Origin of the sequence: Sphingobacterium sp. UBA1498, assembly GCF_002325125.1 — a bacterium.
In the GTDB taxonomy this organism is placed as follows: domain Bacteria; phylum Bacteroidota; class Bacteroidia; order Sphingobacteriales; family Sphingobacteriaceae; genus Sphingobacterium.
The window spans coordinates 17238-34917 of sequence record NZ_DCRG01000023.1; the positions used below are offsets into that span (position 1 = coordinate 17238).

General features: G+C 42.4%; 10 protein-coding genes. All 10 read right to left on the reverse strand.

Going from position 1 to position 17680, the window contains the following annotated elements; all coding sequences use genetic code 11:
- Positions 1 to 2: 2 nt before the first annotated feature.
- Positions 3 to 1118, reverse strand: a complete 1116-nt coding sequence (locus B3139_RS13375; protein WP_293883887.1) for a sialate O-acetylesterase — start codon at positions 1116 to 1118, stop codon at positions 3 to 5.
- Positions 1119 to 2951, reverse strand: coding sequence for an exo-alpha-sialidase (locus B3139_RS13380; protein WP_293883889.1), 1833 nt, complete (start codon positions 2949 to 2951; stop codon positions 1119 to 1121). It abuts the gene before it with no gap.
- Position 2952: 1 nt separating this feature from the next.
- Positions 2953 to 3882 (reverse strand): glycoside hydrolase family 43 protein, encoded by a 930-nt coding sequence (locus tag B3139_RS13385; protein WP_293883891.1) that lies wholly within the window; start codon positions 3880 to 3882, stop codon positions 2953 to 2955.
- Positions 3882 to 5282: a glycoside hydrolase family 140 protein gene (locus B3139_RS13390; protein ID WP_293883893.1), complete on the reverse strand. Its 1401-nt coding sequence runs from the start codon at positions 5280 to 5282 to the stop codon at positions 3882 to 3884. Before B3139_RS13390 ends, B3139_RS13385 begins: the two co-directional genes overlap by 1 nt.
- Positions 5283 to 5286: 4 nt before the next feature.
- On the reverse strand, positions 5287 to 8403 hold the full coding sequence (locus tag B3139_RS13395) for a DUF6298 domain-containing protein (protein WP_293883895.1): 3117 nt from the start codon (positions 8401 to 8403) through the stop codon (positions 5287 to 5289).
- A 2-nt stretch (positions 8404 to 8405) separates the two neighbouring features.
- Positions 8406 to 10040 (reverse strand): polysaccharide lyase, encoded by a 1635-nt coding sequence (locus B3139_RS13400; protein WP_293883897.1) that lies wholly within the window; start codon positions 10038 to 10040, stop codon positions 8406 to 8408.
- A gap of 4 nt (positions 10041 to 10044) precedes the next feature.
- Positions 10045 to 11676, reverse strand: a complete 1632-nt coding sequence (locus B3139_RS13405) for a polysaccharide lyase (protein WP_293889405.1) — start codon at positions 11674 to 11676, stop codon at positions 10045 to 10047.
- A 119-nt stretch (positions 11677 to 11795) separates the two neighbouring features.
- Positions 11796 to 13820 carry a RagB/SusD family nutrient uptake outer membrane protein gene (locus B3139_RS13410; RefSeq protein ID WP_293883901.1) on the reverse strand — a complete coding sequence of 675 codons (2025 nt, stop codon included), beginning with the start codon at positions 13818 to 13820 and terminating at the stop codon, positions 11796 to 11798.
- A 7-nt stretch (positions 13821 to 13827) separates the two neighbouring features.
- The gene (locus B3139_RS13415; RefSeq protein ID WP_293883903.1) at positions 13828 to 17082 is read right to left on the reverse strand and encodes a SusC/RagA family TonB-linked outer membrane protein; all 3255 of its coding nucleotides are present in this window, start codon (positions 17080 to 17082) and stop codon (positions 13828 to 13830) included.
- Between the two features lie 15 nt (positions 17083 to 17097).
- Positions 17098 to 17670, reverse strand: coding sequence for a DUF3826 domain-containing protein (locus tag B3139_RS13420; RefSeq protein WP_209578190.1), 573 nt, complete (start codon positions 17668 to 17670; stop codon positions 17098 to 17100).
- Between the last annotated feature and the right edge of the window lie 10 nt (positions 17671 to 17680).

A 17680-nucleotide genomic window follows, 5' to 3' on the forward strand; every position in this document is an offset into this window, starting at 1 on the left:
GACTATTTCAATTTAATATGTTGTAGTGGATTATTTGTTCTAAAGGGTGCCGCGGGAAAACCTGCAGCATTCACCAGATTAGGCTGGGCAGCTTCGTCCCATCCGAACCGGACCTGATGGACCTGTTGTACCTGTTCACTTTCAAGTACGACTGTCTGTCCGTTGATAGCAGCCTGCGCTGGATAAAAGATGCCATCCTCACCCGCAACTTCAAATGATGTTAAGGGCTTGCCGTCTACGGACTTTAATCCATCAGCATGTTTCAATTTTACCCTTGCTTGTTTGCCTTGATATTTTACGGACTCTAGTTCAGGGCCATCGGCTACAATATTTTTATGATAGACATATTTTAAAGCCTTAAGGGCATGACGACGACCGATTTCCCATTTATAACTTGGATGGAGATCGTGTGGATCATCGACCANNGGATCGCCTTCTTTCTTTTTATCTTTCAGATAAGGTGAACTTGTCCAATATTCTTCGGAGAACCAGGGCTCGATTCTGCTGCCGCTCACAGCTGATGAAATAATGCCTACAGGAACACCTAATTCTTGCTGTAGCGTTTTCCCGAAGAAATAGGCCGGTGCAGAAAATTGACGCAGTGCCGAATCCCGGGCTACAGCCCAGCCCTCATATTGGCCATCCGGCTTGGCCAGAAATTTTCGGCGTACTAAAAAAATTCGGATATTGGGATTGTTTGCTTCGGAAACTTCGCTTTTAGGGAAATAGGTAGCTCTCAACGGAGCTTTAACTTTCTCAATTTTACGCATTTGGTATTCCATATTCGATTGGCCCGAGCACAACCATACTTCACCGACCAAAACATCTTTAAGTTCGATCGTATTGTTTCCCCTGATGGTCAACGTCTGTCCAACCGCATTAGCCGGCATGGCTTTTAGTTCAACTTTCCAACGACCGTTTTGATCGGCTTCTGTCGTCTTCAACTGGTTTTGAAAAGCTACGCTTACCTGCTCGCCAGGGCTCGCTGAACCAAAAATGGCGACCGGCTGGTTGCGTTGCAAAACCATGTGATTCGCAAAAATATTCGGCAATATGACATTCGCCCTTGCCGAAAAACCGGCTACCAATAAAGCTATATGTACAATAAACCGTCTCATTTATTTCAGCTTTTGAGCTTTCAGCGAAGTAATCTGATAAATGGCTTCTTTGACCGAAGCACCTGCATTTTCAACATCAAAATCTTGGTCTGTTTCCGTATCCGCATTGGGAAATCTTCTGACATCGCCCGTACGGAACGACACCTTGCTCACGTTGCTTACCGGTTGGAAAAATAACTTTGTCCCTTTATCTTCTCCATTGATGGCAACTTGATAAGAGCGGGTGCTCACATCGAAAGTCAACGCAAAATGATACATCTTTCCCATCTCATATTTCGTCAACGATGCATTTCGGTACCCGGCTTTATTTTTAATAATGCCATCTTTATCCATAATAATTCTAGCAGCTGCCAAGCCACTATCATTCACCAACTCAATCTGTAAAGAGCCATGATCATTTTGCTGTGGCGTCACCGTAAATTCAATGGTCCCTTTTTGGGCCGATTGAATGACGCGATCTGCCTTTGCATAGTCGAAAGGATCTTTATCTCGCAAAACCAACGCTGTACCTTCGACCTTGGCAGTTGCCCACAGCGGACTATAAATATTCCAGTTGTTATAGGCTTGTCCTGCATTTTTCGCAAAATCATCGTTCACGGCCTCTTCTACGGTAGACTTGATCGGAACAGGTACAACAGCAGTCCAAATATCTTCTTTGTTCATACTGTAGGTCAACCACATGTTACGATCGGGAACCTTGCCATTTCCTTCGACGATACCACGAACATATTGCGGTCCATATGACTTATAGTTACCGCCATAACGCATTGTGGTGATCTCCCCGTTAACCAATAACAAATCCGTGTAATTCAATCCATCATTACTGGTCGATACGGCCAAGGGCCATCTGAATTCCGATGGGTTATACACTGTTGCATAGCGCCCGTCGGATGTTTTTTGTCCCCAGATCTTCGCATTGCTGTTCACAAACCCGGGGGCGCGCAATGGTGAGTACTGCCAGGTTTTTCCATTGTCCTTGCTCATCGATGTCAATGCATGCTTCCATAAACCGACGACCCTTCCATCATTGAGATGATAAAAGGAAAATGCTTTTACCGGACGCTGCAAAGGAATTAATGGATCGTTTCGGTCGGACTCTTCCACCCATTGCTGCATCATAAGTGGTGTGCCGAGCAACTCGTCACAAGCTTGTACGAAAGCCTTGTCTTTGCTCTTTTTATAAAAGGGATATTTGGCACCCTTCTCATCAAAAGAGGCATTGAAGTGAATAAAATAAATAGGTCCGAAGCTACCATCTTTGTGAATTTCCCGGACTACACGCCCAAGACCATTTCCATCATTTGGATCGTCCTTGGCATCCAGTGCTACACCGTAATATGCGAGCGTCAGCAGTTTATCATTCTTTGCATGATAAAAACCCATACGTTGGTGCATGATTGCATATAAATCTCTCCCGGCCTTATCCGTACGTCCCGGCTTGGTAAAACCTTCCGGAACGAGATAGGTCGGGAATAAATCTGTCGGATTAGACCAATTTCGGCCATCTTTTGATGTCAGCAACAAGGTTTTTCCTTCTGCAATATGCTCCCCCACAGGATTGCTGAGAAACTGTAGGTAATAAGTATTGTTCCAATACGCTAAAAAAGGCTGGTGGTTATAGGTAAAACTATGCCCTCCGGCCAAATCAGGAAACTCTCTATTGGCTCGAAATACCTGGATATTGTGCGTACCCACAGCAGGGGTCAGCTGTCCATGATGGTAATCTACATTGGATAATGTCTTTCCTATATACTTTACTGTATCTTGTTGTGCTACCGCCTGGTTCATAACAGAAGACAGCGATAGCCCCACTAATACTAATTTGATACACATACTATTTCTTTTTGGCTTCAACCCGAAGCAAATTTTTTAAATCTTTATTGGATGCTTTGAAGATCGTTCCATGTTTATGCCCTTCCGGAACGGAAATCTTGTCGTTGATTTTTTCGAAGACCTTAAAATCTTTGGTGGACACAGCCTCATAGCTTTTGCTACCATATGAATCGAAATAGATTAACCATTGATCCTTGACTTTAAGCACCGCAGGTCCCTCACTTAAATAGGGCGAGAAAGGCTCAGAGATCTGCTGAAATGGCCCCAACGGATTTTTTGCAAAGGCCACCTTTAGATTTCGATTGGGCCGCGTATTATCCTTTAATACAAGCACATAATCTTTTTGCTTTTTTTTGACAATGACGGCATCAATGATACTAAAGCCCGGATCACTAAATAATTTCGTCTCCGTAAAGGATTTAAAATCCTTTGTTGTCGTATAGTACATGCGGTGATTGTTTTTCTCTTCTTCTACGCCTTTTGCAAAACGATAAGGAATGGTGGAAGCCCAAATAATAATAAACCGGTCTTCTATATCATCATAAAATAACTCTGGCGCCCAAACATTGACGGTGGTTGCTTCTTGTTGCATCACTGGAACGATCTGTTGATTTTCCCAATGGATCAAGTCTTTTGAACGTGCATAGCCGATTCCTTCATTTCCCTGCCACCCAATGGTCCATACCAGATGATAAATACCTTGTTTATCCCGTATCATCGACGGATCGCGCATGATTTTCTGTTTTCCTAATTCTGGTTTTAAATAAACCCCATTAATTGCATTCCAATGGTAGCCATCTTTGCTATACAGATAGCGCAAACCTTCATTGGCGGGTTCGTGGAACGAGGTAAATAGGTAAACATCCCGCTGACAGGAAGCCAAGATCGATGCCACACTAAATAAAATAAACAATTTGACCAAATTCCTCATTAAATGCTATCTAAGATCAATACCCAGTCGTTTCCATCCTTTTGTCCTCCCGCAGGCACAAAAGTTTGTACACCTTTATTTTCAAACTCCCCGATCACTTTGATCGACCCATTTCGGGGATCAAACCAGGACGCTTTTACTTTGTCCCCATTGATTTTTCCCATATTAATTTTCATTTCCCTACCGTTGTAATTGTAGATAAATGCGTAATCCGCTGTTCGTGTCGCTAGTAAACGATTGTATTTCTCACCATTATCCGCAATTAAAGACTGATCGGGAACACGATCAAAATAATTGTCTCTGGAAAGCATAAGTTCCTTCAAAAATTTCATCTGAGTAGCCCCCGGCGCATGAATTGCCGAATTCCATAGCTCATCCGAACCATACGCCGATGTCGAGTCTTGTTTTCCATGCATCTGCATCACTGAGTTCTGTCCATAAGTATAGCCAAACGCCCCCGCAAATACAGACCAGTAGCCGTATCTTCTGACGTCAGCATCTTTCCAGCGCGGCTGCTTAATATCGTGTAATCCCTGAGGAATACCTTCATAAGAAGGTTCTCCGTCGATCGTTGGTTTAATGGGCTTTACATTCCAGTCGGCTGACATAAACTTCCAGTTATCCTCGCCATAATGTTTCTGTTCATTCGCGGAAGTGTCCTGAGCGTAGGTACGATGTCCAGATTGCACCATATTGAAATCTAGCCAAGGCCTATCGTGAAACCAATCCGAAGAAGCCGTTCGTCCTCTAGGATGAAAAGTCATTAAATGCGTATGATCAATGGATTTTATTGTTTGGCCAATTTTCTCCCATACTTCCATCTTATCTGATCCTTTGATGTCTCCACCATTTAACCAAATGATATTTGGGCGATCTTTCCAACGCTCCGCAAGAAATGTGGCGTACTTTCCTGCCTGCTCTACCGATACTTTTCCTTCCTTCACTGGTGACCCCCAAATCGGGACCAAAGCAACGTAGAGTCCCTTTTCAGCTGCCTTATCAATAATGTAATCGACATGATCCCAATAATCATACGCTGTTGCATTATCCGGATTGTTCCCTTCGGTCACCAGCGGTCTGGAAATATCTTTGTTGACCACCGAAGAGTCCCCATAACTATTTACAGAAGGAACGGTATGCAGCACCATGGCCTGAATGACATTGAAACCTTTTTGTTTTCGATCTTCTAGGTATTGATCAGCTTCAGAACGGTTTAGTTTATTAAATAATAACCAGCCTGTATCGCCCAACCAAAAGAAGGGCTCTCCATCTTCTGTCATCATGTACCTACCATTTTCCGATATCTTCAATAGTGACAGGTGCTTCGTCTCTTTATTGGATGCACACGAAAAGAGTGCTCCTGCAACTGCAAATAATATAAGTTTCTTACGAATCGACATATTTTTATTTCTTATTTAGCCAAATTATTTCTGGCTCTTTGGTATAATTGCTCAAATGAATATGCTTCCCGAGATTGATCTTCTCTATTTTGATAATCGTTCCGTTTTTCGGATTAATGCGTGTCATTTCAAAACCGCCTTTATAATCGGATAGATCAATATCTTCTGCATCGGATTTTTCCTTATAAATGATCAGACCTTGGCTACCTTTTAGCAACCAGGCGCCATTGATTTCTGTTGCTTTCATCGCTGATGCTGCACGGTAGAAATCGTTGTTTCCTATCTTAGGTAAGTTTGCCATAGAACCACCGGCCATAAAGGAGGCCCATGCCATCGTTGGGTAGTTGTCAGCAAAGTATAACACTGCTTTATCCGGATATTTTGTGCGGTATTCGGATACGGCTTTATAAACGGCCTCCATCGATGTTTTCTTTGGTTTCAACAATCGTGCATGTTGACGCGGTGCCAGATTTTGCCCTCCTTGTGGCGCATAGGTCTTTCCGTCGGCTTGGTAGTGCCAGTAGCGGATATCAATGACCTGGATTTCTTTGGCACGTTCGGTATCCGCCAAAATAGCATCCTGTACGTCTTTCGTAGCACTTAAACCAATCATTGGATTTTTACCCGTCTCAGCCTTCCATTCTTTGATCACATCGATCCAAAACTGAACGAAATGCAACGGTCCGGTATATTCGGCGCTGATCATCTGAATAACTCCCGAGTTGTCTTTAAAATTATTTAAACATTGACGGATGTATGCGCGGTGTAATGAACGACGAACAGGGTTATCGATATCGTAGAACTGTTCTGCCATGAAAATTCGTTTATTACCCGCATAAGGAACAGGTTCTGGAAATCCGACATTATTGATATTATTAGCTGCACGCCATGGGAAGTCCGCGTAATGTGCACCAGCTTCGATAATATTATGTTGAAAATAATTTTGATGCAGCAATACCAAACCTTTTTGGTCTGCTAGATCTGCATATTGTTTCAAGCGTCCCCAATAAAATTCGTTGTACTTTGTTAAATCATACTTAGACAAGCCGTCATAAGCTAAGCCCTGGCCACTACGCGCAAATGGCAGTTCATAAAACGGAGGCCACACCTCCCCATTGATCCGACGAATACGCTCGTGGTCATCACGTCTCCGATCGTACCAAAGCCCGTAATTATGATCAATGGCGATAATATTATCTTTTTTTAATGCATCCGTCATCTCTTCAAGATCGTCCGTCAACCCCGTGCCAACCTCTCCAGGCACATAGCGCGTGATATGTGGTTTAGCTTTTTCAGCACCATGCGGTCTAGCGCTACCATTCCACCACGGAACATCCGATTTGGCCCCTACGAGTACTTCATCACCACGTACCAACCAACCGTTTACGACACGCATATCGGCTTGTTTTTTTGCTAGGGTGATCTCTTTATAGCCGATTTGATCGATGGTTTTTACATTTGCGGTCGTATTTAAGGGATAACGATCACCGGCTTCTGCAATAAAGTCAACCAGTTTCGTCATTGGATTTTCAGACTGACGCGTCAACTCCATGGCAACACTGACGGGCGGACTACTGGATGCTTCGGTCAAAACTGGCAACAGTACTGTGCGTTCATCAGCCGCTAGGCCAATTCTTTCCCGTAACTGCGCATAATACAAGCTTTTGGGCTTGATATATTCATTCGATTGCTCCCAATAGCCATTTCCCTGAAATTGAGACCAAATCCCAAAAGCCCAGTTCTGTGCCGTTGGGGGTTGATAACACTCTACAAGTCCAGCTGTCGACTGCCAAAATACAGAATTTGCTGCCGACCAGCCAGCTCCCTGGCCATCTTGACCTCGGTTTTTATAGCTTAGTGCCTGCGCATCTATATCTGCATTATCAAAAAGAACTCCCGACGCCCAGCTGTCTATCCCACCACTGAAACTGAAAGGCTCTACTGCCTGACATTGGACAAAAGCATTTGGCCCTGCTGCCAGATAGCCCACTGCGAAATCATGATATCCCTGCTCAGAATAGAGCCGCTGAAATAAGGTCTGTTGTCCTTTTGTGAAAAAAGTATATCTTCTTTGGCCACCAATTTCTGAAACCGGGTCCCGGGAAATACAATCCTCAACAGTTAATTTTTGGGTACTTGCTAAAGCGTAAACGGCTGATCCTGCGAAATGCTGGAACTGCATGCGACGCACCCATACATTTTCCGCATTTTCAATAGTAATCGCCATCCAGCGATGGTCTTCGTCTTTCGGGTTATTCGCATCGAAAGCAGATTTAAGTGTGATATTTTCTATACCGACATTTTCGATTCTTCCTTTCCAATTATATTGCTCAACAGTCGCTTGGCCATAGCGTCTGTCCAATGCTGTTGTGATTGGTGCATCAATCTCGATACCATTACCTTTCACTGCGACAATCGTTCTATCCCAAGTAACATCGCGTTGCCCGGGTTTCCAACCTAGCGAAGTAATGCCACCACCAAAATGATCAGTACCCAGCTGATTAATCCAATCTTGCGTGGAAGGTCTTGTAATCCTAATTTTATCGCCAGCTTTATAGGAAGCTGCATGATCAATATCCAATACCCGCGCGTTGACAGGGACGTAAGTACTTGTTACGTTTGTCTTTTTTGCAAACGTGATATCGTCTTTTCCGAGAATACGGATGAGTGTTTCTCTTGTTGTTCCTTCACCAATGATGACAGTTCCATTTGTTGTGAAACCACTACCACGCAGAATAACACCTGAGGCATGCAATGTCAGGGATCCCGAAACCTCATAAGTCCCGGCTTCTAAAAGTACCACTCCCCGCAGCCCATCTTTACCCAACGGTAGCATTGACACATAGTTGATAGCAGCTTGAATACGCTGTGTAGCATCACCTGTTTTTAGAGGAACAACAACAGCAATCTGCCCGGTAGGAATAGCTTCATTGCCTCCTTTGTATCCCGCGTAAGAAAAATCAGGAATCTGATTTCCAAGCGAATCTGCATGGTACACAAACTTGGCCTCATCCCATACTAGAGGACTATATGCCTTCATTTGTTGTGCATGTGCAGTAAAAGCAATGCAGGTGAAAGCATAGAATGCGATACAAGAAAAGAGCGAAATTCTTTTTATCATGATTATTTTTTATTTTTTGGCACGACGGCATCTATTGCAACCACCCCATTTAAATAATTCTCAATATTGGCGTAGCCGTTTTTCGCTATCTTTCTAGAATCACTTGGATCATTTGGATTCAACCCCATACTTTTTTCTACATTATCTGGAATGCCATCGTTGTCCGAATCTTGGTAAGGCATCCCCTGATAAGTCGGATATCCGCCTACTTGTGCAATATGGGATATAATCCCTTGTTTGTAGGAGTCTTCTGGAAGGCGTCGTTTAACATATGCAGACACAAATCCATGTTGCGCTTTTGTTGTATCATAATACACTTTATTCTCTGACACTTGCCTAATAATCCGTTCATCAACAGCGTCCTGTTTTGGTAGAAATGCACCTACATTTTTAAGAACATAGTTGTAAGCATCCTGAGCAGATAGTGCGGTAACGGGAGCCATTGGAAACGCCTTATCCACACGGATTTCTTTTTCACGATCACCAACATTCGGTAGATCTTCAATCTGGATGCCTCCGGCCCAGTTATTTTTAGTGACCTCTGGGAAACCTTCTACCACATTTCCATGTGCATATACTTTCCCATACTGATCTTTAAAGGCTTTATCTCTTCCAGATTCTGGCTTTAAGATACGGTACGCAATCGGCTTATCTTTGGGTGTAATTGGCCCCGGCTTATAGTAATTATTGATAAAGTTGAATAAGGATTTATTATCTCCGCCATCAGCACTTCTATTCCACCAGTTCCAAATCACATTATTAACAAATCCAAAGTCACCATACATTCCTATGGAAGGATTCCGACTGATATTTGACGCCCATAGGTTACGCATAAAGGTACTGTTTAAACCACCTATTGTACTTCCGAAAGCGTGGTTGTACGCATCCAGAGCTTCAGAAAAAATAGAATTCTGGATCGTAATATTGACAGTGGGTAATTTGAGATTTTTACCTTCACGGTCGTATACATGTCGGTAGATAGACATATTTTCATCCAGACCCCAGCTTGCAGACACGTGGTCAATCATAATATTGCCAACCACATTGCCTCCTACAGCATCATCACGTCTCGTTACATCGGTTTCACCGCGGCGGAAACGTAAAAACCTTAAAATGACATCGTGCGTATCAATCAGAAAAGATTCTCCGGCCACACATACCCCATCCCCTGGCGCTGTCTGTCCGGCAATCGTAATATAAGGCGCTCTGACAACAATTGGCTTTTCAAGTTGAATAATACCAGCGACATTAAATACAACGATACGGGAACCACCGGCCTCACAGGCTTCTCTCAACGTTCCAGGACCAGTGTCCGCAAGACTTGTCACGACAAAAACTTTTCCTCCTCGTCCACCAGCGGTATAAGCGCCTCCACCTTCAGCACCAGGAAATGCTTTAATCTTTGCCTGCGGTAAGTCACCCGGTTTTGCAGCCCAAGGGATATAAGGCTTCCCTTCCTCCTTTATAATTTTTTGTGCTTCTGCCCAGACTTTTTCTAAACGTATGATTTCTGCATTGTCCCGTTCTGCAGCCAATTTTTTCAGGGAATCTGGAATAACCGGATATTGGCCCAATGCCGCTAAGGGGCTTATTAGCCCCAATAGCAACACAGTATTTCGATTCAGTAACGATGTCATAGCTTTATTTAGCAGCTAATTTATTCAGATAGATTTCGATGTTCGCGTAACCTGATGCTGTAATCTTCGCTGAATCACTCGGATCATTTGGATTGAGCCCCATTTCTTTCTCAACTGTATCTGGAATACCATCATTGTCCGAATCTTTGTACGGTGTACCTTTATATACTGGATATCCACCAACTTGAGATATGTCGGTAATAATACCAATTTTGTACGAATCCTTTGGTAATCTTCGATGTTCAAAATCTTTTTCCGGCAATTTCACATTGCTTAATAATTTGACTGGTTTACCATTTTTCACATCACCAACAACCCGTGTGTCGATAGGGTCTCTTTTAGGCAAGGTGGCTCCTGCATGTTCGAGAACAAAGCCATAAGTTTCCTTCGCAGTCATTACCGGGAAACTAGCATGTGGGAATGGTTCCTTAACGCTCATTGCAGCGAAATAAGGCTGAGCTTCAGCATAAGTCATCGCATCCCCTTTTTTATTTTCCAGTTGCACACCACCATCCCAGTTGTTAGCCGTTACTTTCTCGTTTCCTTCTACAATATTACCTTTGACATGCGCCCGGCCGAATACGACATAAGGCAATTTACTTCTACCCGATTCAGGCTTCAAGATGCGATAACTTACAGGCTGATTTAAAGGTGTCGCTGGTCCTGGTTTAAAGTAATTGTTAACAATGTTGTATGTAGCTTGATAGTCTCCACCATCAATTGATCGATGTACCCAATTGTACACAACATTGTTGTAGAAATTGAACAGACCATTCCACCCAATAGATGGGTTACGAGCCGCATTATTTGCCCAAAGATTGCGCATGAATGTGCAGTTCTCACCACCTAAAGTACTACCAAATGCATGGTTCCATGTATCTAAAGCTTCAGAGAAAATAGAATTTTGGATGGTAATATTTACAGTACCACGTTTTTCTTCTGCTTTTCCAGTACTATCATTATACATGTGGCGGTACATGGACATATTTTCGTCCAAGCCCCAGCTTGCCGAAACGTGGTCGATCATAATATTTCCGACAGGATTACCACCGATGGCGTCATCCCGACGGCCAACGTAAGTTTCGCCCCGTCTAAATCTCATATGTCGGATCAGGACATCGTGTGTATTGATCCAAACAGATTCACCGGCCACACAGACACCATCACCTGGCGCAGATTGTCCGGCGATAGTCACATACGGCGCACGAATAATCAATGGCGTTTTTAGGCGGATGATACCAGAAACGTTAAATACGATAATGCGAGGACCACCTTTTTCACAGGCCTCCCGCAATGAACCAGGACCATTATCTTCTAAGCTAGTCACTACATATACCTGGCCGCCACGACCACCAAAAGTAAATTTACCACCACCTTCCGCTTCCGGGAAAGCCAAAATCTTAGCTTGTGGGAGATCGTCCGGTCGTCCCGCCCATGGAATATAAGGTTTACCTTGTTTTGCGTATTCTTCTATGACAGGTAAAGCTTTTTGCCATGCTTCGTCAGATTGCTGATATGCTTTTTTCATTAGGTCATCTGTAAACTTCTTAACGTCTTCTGGTATTTTGGGATATTGACAAAAGGCAATGCATGTGAAAAGGCTCAACAAAGCTGTTAGCGTTATTTTATGTAACATGTTTATCTAGTTAGTAGGGTTTATAATTTCTATTTCAAATATATGTCAACTGTACATTTATCAAAAGCAATGTCTGTCACAATACGCATACATTGCTTTTAGATTCTGTATGTGGAAAACTATTTTAAAGGATCAAAAGTTCCTGCTCCATTCATGCTATCCCAACCACTAGTTTGTTGTAAATAAGGTGAAGTAGACAAGATTGTTTGATTTAATCCAAAGAAGTAATATTCCGTATACCATCTAAATTTCCAGGGGATATTTGTCGGATCTAAATCATCTTTTTCGGCAATTACAAAATAATTATCATACAGGTAATCGAGGTATTGATCCTGGTTAGCTATTCCAGCAGGATAAGTTGAGGGTTGGCGTTCAACGACAGGAACACTTGAGCCATTTCGAACCAACGGATCTGAAGCACCGGTATAATCCATGCCATTGTTTTTCACTGTAATTAATAAGCCTGTTCTTCTTGTTCCATTTAATGGTTTTACACCAATACGTTGGGCGGTAGGTGAATCCTCTTCAAAAAGCTTCCAACGTCTAAGGTCATAAAATCGTTTACCTTCATACGCTAATTCTAATTTACGTTCATTAAGCACTGCGCCGAAAAGTTTATTTCGGTCTCCGCTGATACTACTTAAACCATAAGATCCATCCTTATTTTCCAAACCTGCACGTGCCCTGATATCAGTAATACCTTTCAAACCTTCCACCAATTTGTCCGCACCAATAGCGGATTCAGCTAAATTCAATAGCACTTCAGCAAAGCGCATTTCTATGTAGTCTGTACCACTTTGCTGAAATCCGGCTGCGGCATTTGATGTACCCGACGCTGCAGGATCAGATCCTTTACGCAAATAGATGCCACTTGCGTTAGAACCTCTTGTTTCCGTAGATACATACGCACCCTTATCATTTTTCCAATAGTAAGTCCATTGGCGATAATTTGTTCCATTTGCATAGGGAAATAAGGCACCGTTATATACGAAAGTTTTTGAAAACCTCGGATCTCTGTTTTTATAAAATTTCTTGGAGTCGTATGGATAGGTAGAGGTTGGATCATCAATATTTTTACCATCCAGCATAGGAAAGGCATCAAATATCTGCTTAGTTGGTGAAATCGATCCTGCACCGGAAAGCTCTCTAGGGCGAATTGCTTGCTCCCAACCATTATTTTTTACAGCAGTGGATGTTGCTGCCGCATTATTAAACCCATAAACAATTACTGCTTCAGGATTGTCTACTTCTTTCAAAAACATGTCTCCCCAGGCTTTACCATTAGCCTCTCCCCCAGTCCTGAACAACCCAAAGCCATTCTGTTCTAATAAGGTTTTGGCTTCAGTATTTGCGGAATATGCTGCTTCCCAACGATCTCGCGAATCGTTTGGATTAAATTGTGGGCTTGCATAAGTTAATAAAACACGTCCTTTCAAAGCCGCTGCTGCGCCACTAGTAATCCGCCCCCAATTTCCAGCGTCCCACTTTCCTGGCAATAGACTTTTTGCTAAATCCAAATCCTTCACAATCTTGGCAATACACTCTGATGTAGCACTACGCGGAATAGAATTTGCTTCATTGTTACCTACAATTGGCACTTGCGGCTCTAATATTAAAGGAACACCGCCATACATCCTGACGAGTTGAAAATATTGAAAGGCGCGCCAAAAATAGAGCTGCCCCTTCATCTTATTACGGGTAGCCTCATCAATACCATAAAGATCAATTTTGCTTAGAAAAAGGTTAATTTCCTTCATTCGGGTCCACACGTTATTCGCAATGTTGGCGCCCATCCGTTGACCAAAATACTTATTTGCATGGTTATTGATAAAAGAAATGGCATTCCACTGTTTATTAAAATCAGTCTCGCCAGCTAATTCATCAGTTGTCTGCGTGAACACATTATTATAGGTACCGTTTTCCGCGGCGTCCATTGTAGCCACAAAAGACTGGGAATTATTTGCTGGCAAAAATAATCCGTAGACGTAATCCACATACGCCTGAGCCAATACCGGATCCTTAAAGACGTCATCGCCATTTACTGCTGTAAAGTCTTTTTTATCCTCCAAAAACTTGTCCTTACAGCTCTGATTTGTCAAAGCTAAACAAGCCAGCATCATCGTTAAAATCGTTAACTTTCTCATCGTAATCTTATAAAGTCAGGTTAATACCAAAAGAATATGTCCTCAAATTCGGATAGACATCCCAAGCCGATCCATTTCCATCTTTATAACTATATGGATTATAGATAGACATTGGATTCATTGCGCTTAAGTAAACTCTAGCGTTCGATACCCGCAAATACTGCGTCATTCTTTGAGGCAACTTATAGCCTATATTAAAGCTTGCCATCCGCATGCGAAAGGCCGAAACAGTCCAGAAACTGGAAGGCTGATTGTAAATACTGGACCATTGCGGATTCGGCATAGTACCGGTGGGATTTAAAACAGGATCATATACATTTCCCCAAATGTCAGGAAGATTGGTATACACACGAGAAATATCATTATTGAGCTTGTTACGCTCTGTGATCTCCGAATAACCTCCGAACGAACCTGTAATAACAGACTCTGCCGTAAATCCCTTATAACCGATTCTTAATGTAGTGCCTAATGTATAATGATTATCCTTACGTTTAGCCAACTGGATCAGGTCATTATCGTTAATGATACCATCAGGCCCTGCGAAAGTACCATCTGACTGAAGGGGCCCCCTCACGTCCCGATAATATAGCATTCCCGGTCTTAATTTATCGACAGACTGATCAAATACTTGTGTAATGTTATACTGACTTACATAGTTATCAATATCTGCTTGTGTCTTAAACATTCCTAAGTAATCGTATCCCCAAGCCCCAAGGTCAGAAGAGGCATTAGGTCTGGGTTTCCAAGGATATAACATATCAATATCATTGAAATTACCCTGAATGACCCTTCCATCGGACCAAGAAAAACGTGTACTAACGCCGTAGTTAAAATTATTAACTTTATCTTGCCAGCCTAATTCGAACTCTATTCCATAATTATTCTCTCTCCCAAAATTTTCTGCAGCAACTGATCCTCCAACTGTAATCGGAATATTACCTGTACGTTCGATCAATGCATCATGACCTTTGTAATAGAATCCTTCGATTGTGGCCGATAGACGGCTACGTAAAAAACGAGCATCAATACCAACATTATTTTTATACTCTGCACTCCAAGTAGCGTCGCGATTGGGGCTTTTCTCCATTTTCATACCAGTCGTCGCCCCGCCATTCCCGCCAAATACGGCACCTTTACCAGTCTGATAGCTATAGCGTTGTAGCCAATTCCACAGTGGAATTTTATCGCTGCCCAATTTTCCATGCGAAAATCTCAATTTTAAGAAATCTACCCCATCAACTTTAAAGAACTCTTCTTCACTGATTACCCAACCTGCAGAGATGTTATAAAAATTCGCCCAATAGTTTTCTGGAGCAAATTTTGTAGATGCGTCCGAACGAAACAATACCTCTGCCAAATACTTTTCTCCAAACCGATAGTTGATACGACCGACATAACCTAGCGTGCCTGACTCGTAAGCGGCAGTACGTCCATCCACGGCTCCAAACGCTGTACCGAATTGTCCATTGGTGTTTGCAAGTGGATCGTCTTTCCAAACGTCTTCCTGTGAACTCTTTGCTTCTCCTTTTTCTATGGAGAACAAGCCTGAAAACGTGTGTTGTTTCCATTTCTTATCATATAGTGCAGTAAAATTAGCCTGATAATTGTTACCATTCGCATTGGAAAAATAAACACGATTACCATTGCTGAAAGTTGCCGCAATGGGATTGGTACCGAGGTCGTAAATATGTCTATTATCTCCACCATTGGTAAATGTATATGTTTGATATTTCGTTCCGATCTGCGTGCCACGGGAACTTGTAAAGTTTCTAGCATAAGATCCTCTAATGACCAAACCTTTTAACCACGGTGCCTGATATTCCCCACTTAGGTTAACGCCAAATTGTCTAGAATCTGAGGTTGCTAAATTATTTAACCGCTCTAACTCAAAGAAATGATAAGCAGATAAATCTCCTGATGTTCCGGGCAATCGTGCAGGGAGCCCATTTACATAAGCAGGAACATACGGAGCGGCCAATAATAAGTTCCTATAATCGTTATCATCATTTTCACCACCAATTTTATTAAAGGTTTTTTGTAAATCTCCCACGTTTCCAAAAACCTGTATCGCCACCTTGAAATTACTGGCTACTTGAATATCGCTACCTGCTCTAAAGTTCCAACGGTCATAGTCTAAAGTGGATAGATTACCATTCTGTTTGTTATAAGCAACGTTCGCAAAATAGGTAGCTTTATCTGCTCCACCAGAAATATTTAAGGAATGTTTGGTCAAATAGCTGGATTTCCATGCATCATCCAACCAATTGTAAGAATGGTCTTTAAAATAATCCAATTCATCCTGTGAGAAAAATGCTTTTTCAAAACCAGGCCTTGAGGGATCGGTATTATTCCCGTTCGGTCCATTCATAATATTAAAGTACATCCCAAATTGATAGGCATTCATGACTTTTGTTCGATAGGCCTCATCATTGATGGCATAAGAACCGTTATAACTGATTCTTGGCGCACCGATCTTACCTCTTTTTGTTGTGATCAGAATGACACCATCGGCAGCACGTACCCCGTACACTGCGGCAGCACCATCCTTCAACACAGAGATACTTTCTATTTCAGAGGGATCCAAGTTATTGAATTGCGTTGCATCAGGTTGATTTTGTCCATTAACCTGAACTACTCCATCGATAACATACAATGGTTCAGAAGTCCCGCCATCTTTTCCGGCCGCCATACTTCTTCTTACACCTATGGTAGCTTTCGAGCCAGGTCTTGATACGCCCCCACTAACATTTACTCCCAAAAGTCGCCCCGCTAATCCAGCGGCCACGTTCGTCGTAGGCAAATCTTCTATCTCTTCCGCTTTTATTGCCACAACCGATCCTGTCAAATGTGCTTTTTTCTGTGTGGTATAACCAACCGTAACAACCTCATCGAGCTCCTGACTTTCAGCTTCCATGCGTATATTTAACACACTTTGGTTGCCAACCGGTATTTCCAATCTTTTATAGCCAACAAAATTGAGCACCAAAATCTCATTCCCAACGGGCAAGTTCAGCCTAAAAGTACCTCCCTCGTCTGTTGAAGTCGCAGTTTTAGATCCTTTGATGGATATCGTTACTCCCGCCAAAGGTTTTCCATTTTGATCAACCACCTTTCCTGTTATATTTTTAAAAAAAAGCAGATTGAGTTCACTTGGATTCGCACCATAAGAGAAGCATGGAATGGCCCCACCTGTCATTATTCCAATGGCGAGCAGCTTTGCCAACCGAATAGAAGATTTCCTTGGGAATATAAAGTAATTCATAATTTAGGTCCTTGTTTATTGGTTTGTTTTTTTGAGTCTCGCGGCCCACTTGTCACCTTCCTCTTTTAAATTATAGCCGTGAGACGCTAAATAGTTATTGATTTTGCCTTTGTATTTACCGAACCAGGCATGTTTTTTTTCCGAAGATTCGGCCTGCATGGCAAAATCTCGAGCTTCATAAAGTAAACTGTCAATCATATGTACTTCATCTTTTGAAAGACTAGGAATCATATCTTGATAGGCCTTCACGGTGTTCGGATAAACATGATAGGTCATGCCGTTTTTAACTGCTTCAACTTCTGCCGGTGTTAAAACTTGTTTTAACCGGATCACGAAAGCTTGATTTAAATTGGAAGTTTCCTGAAGCGTCTCCTGTGCGATCTGTTCTTTTAGACTCTTATCCGTATTCTCCTTAATTTTCAAATCGCGAAGCGAATAACAGGCATTCAAAAGATAATATTGATCACGAATAATGTGAACCGCTCTCTCTTGCTTGGCTTGATCTGCTAGCGCTAGTTTAGCTACAATTTTTGCAGACCGATCTGTAATAGTTTTCCAATAGGCGTCCTCTGTTTGACTAAATGTCATAGACACGCTT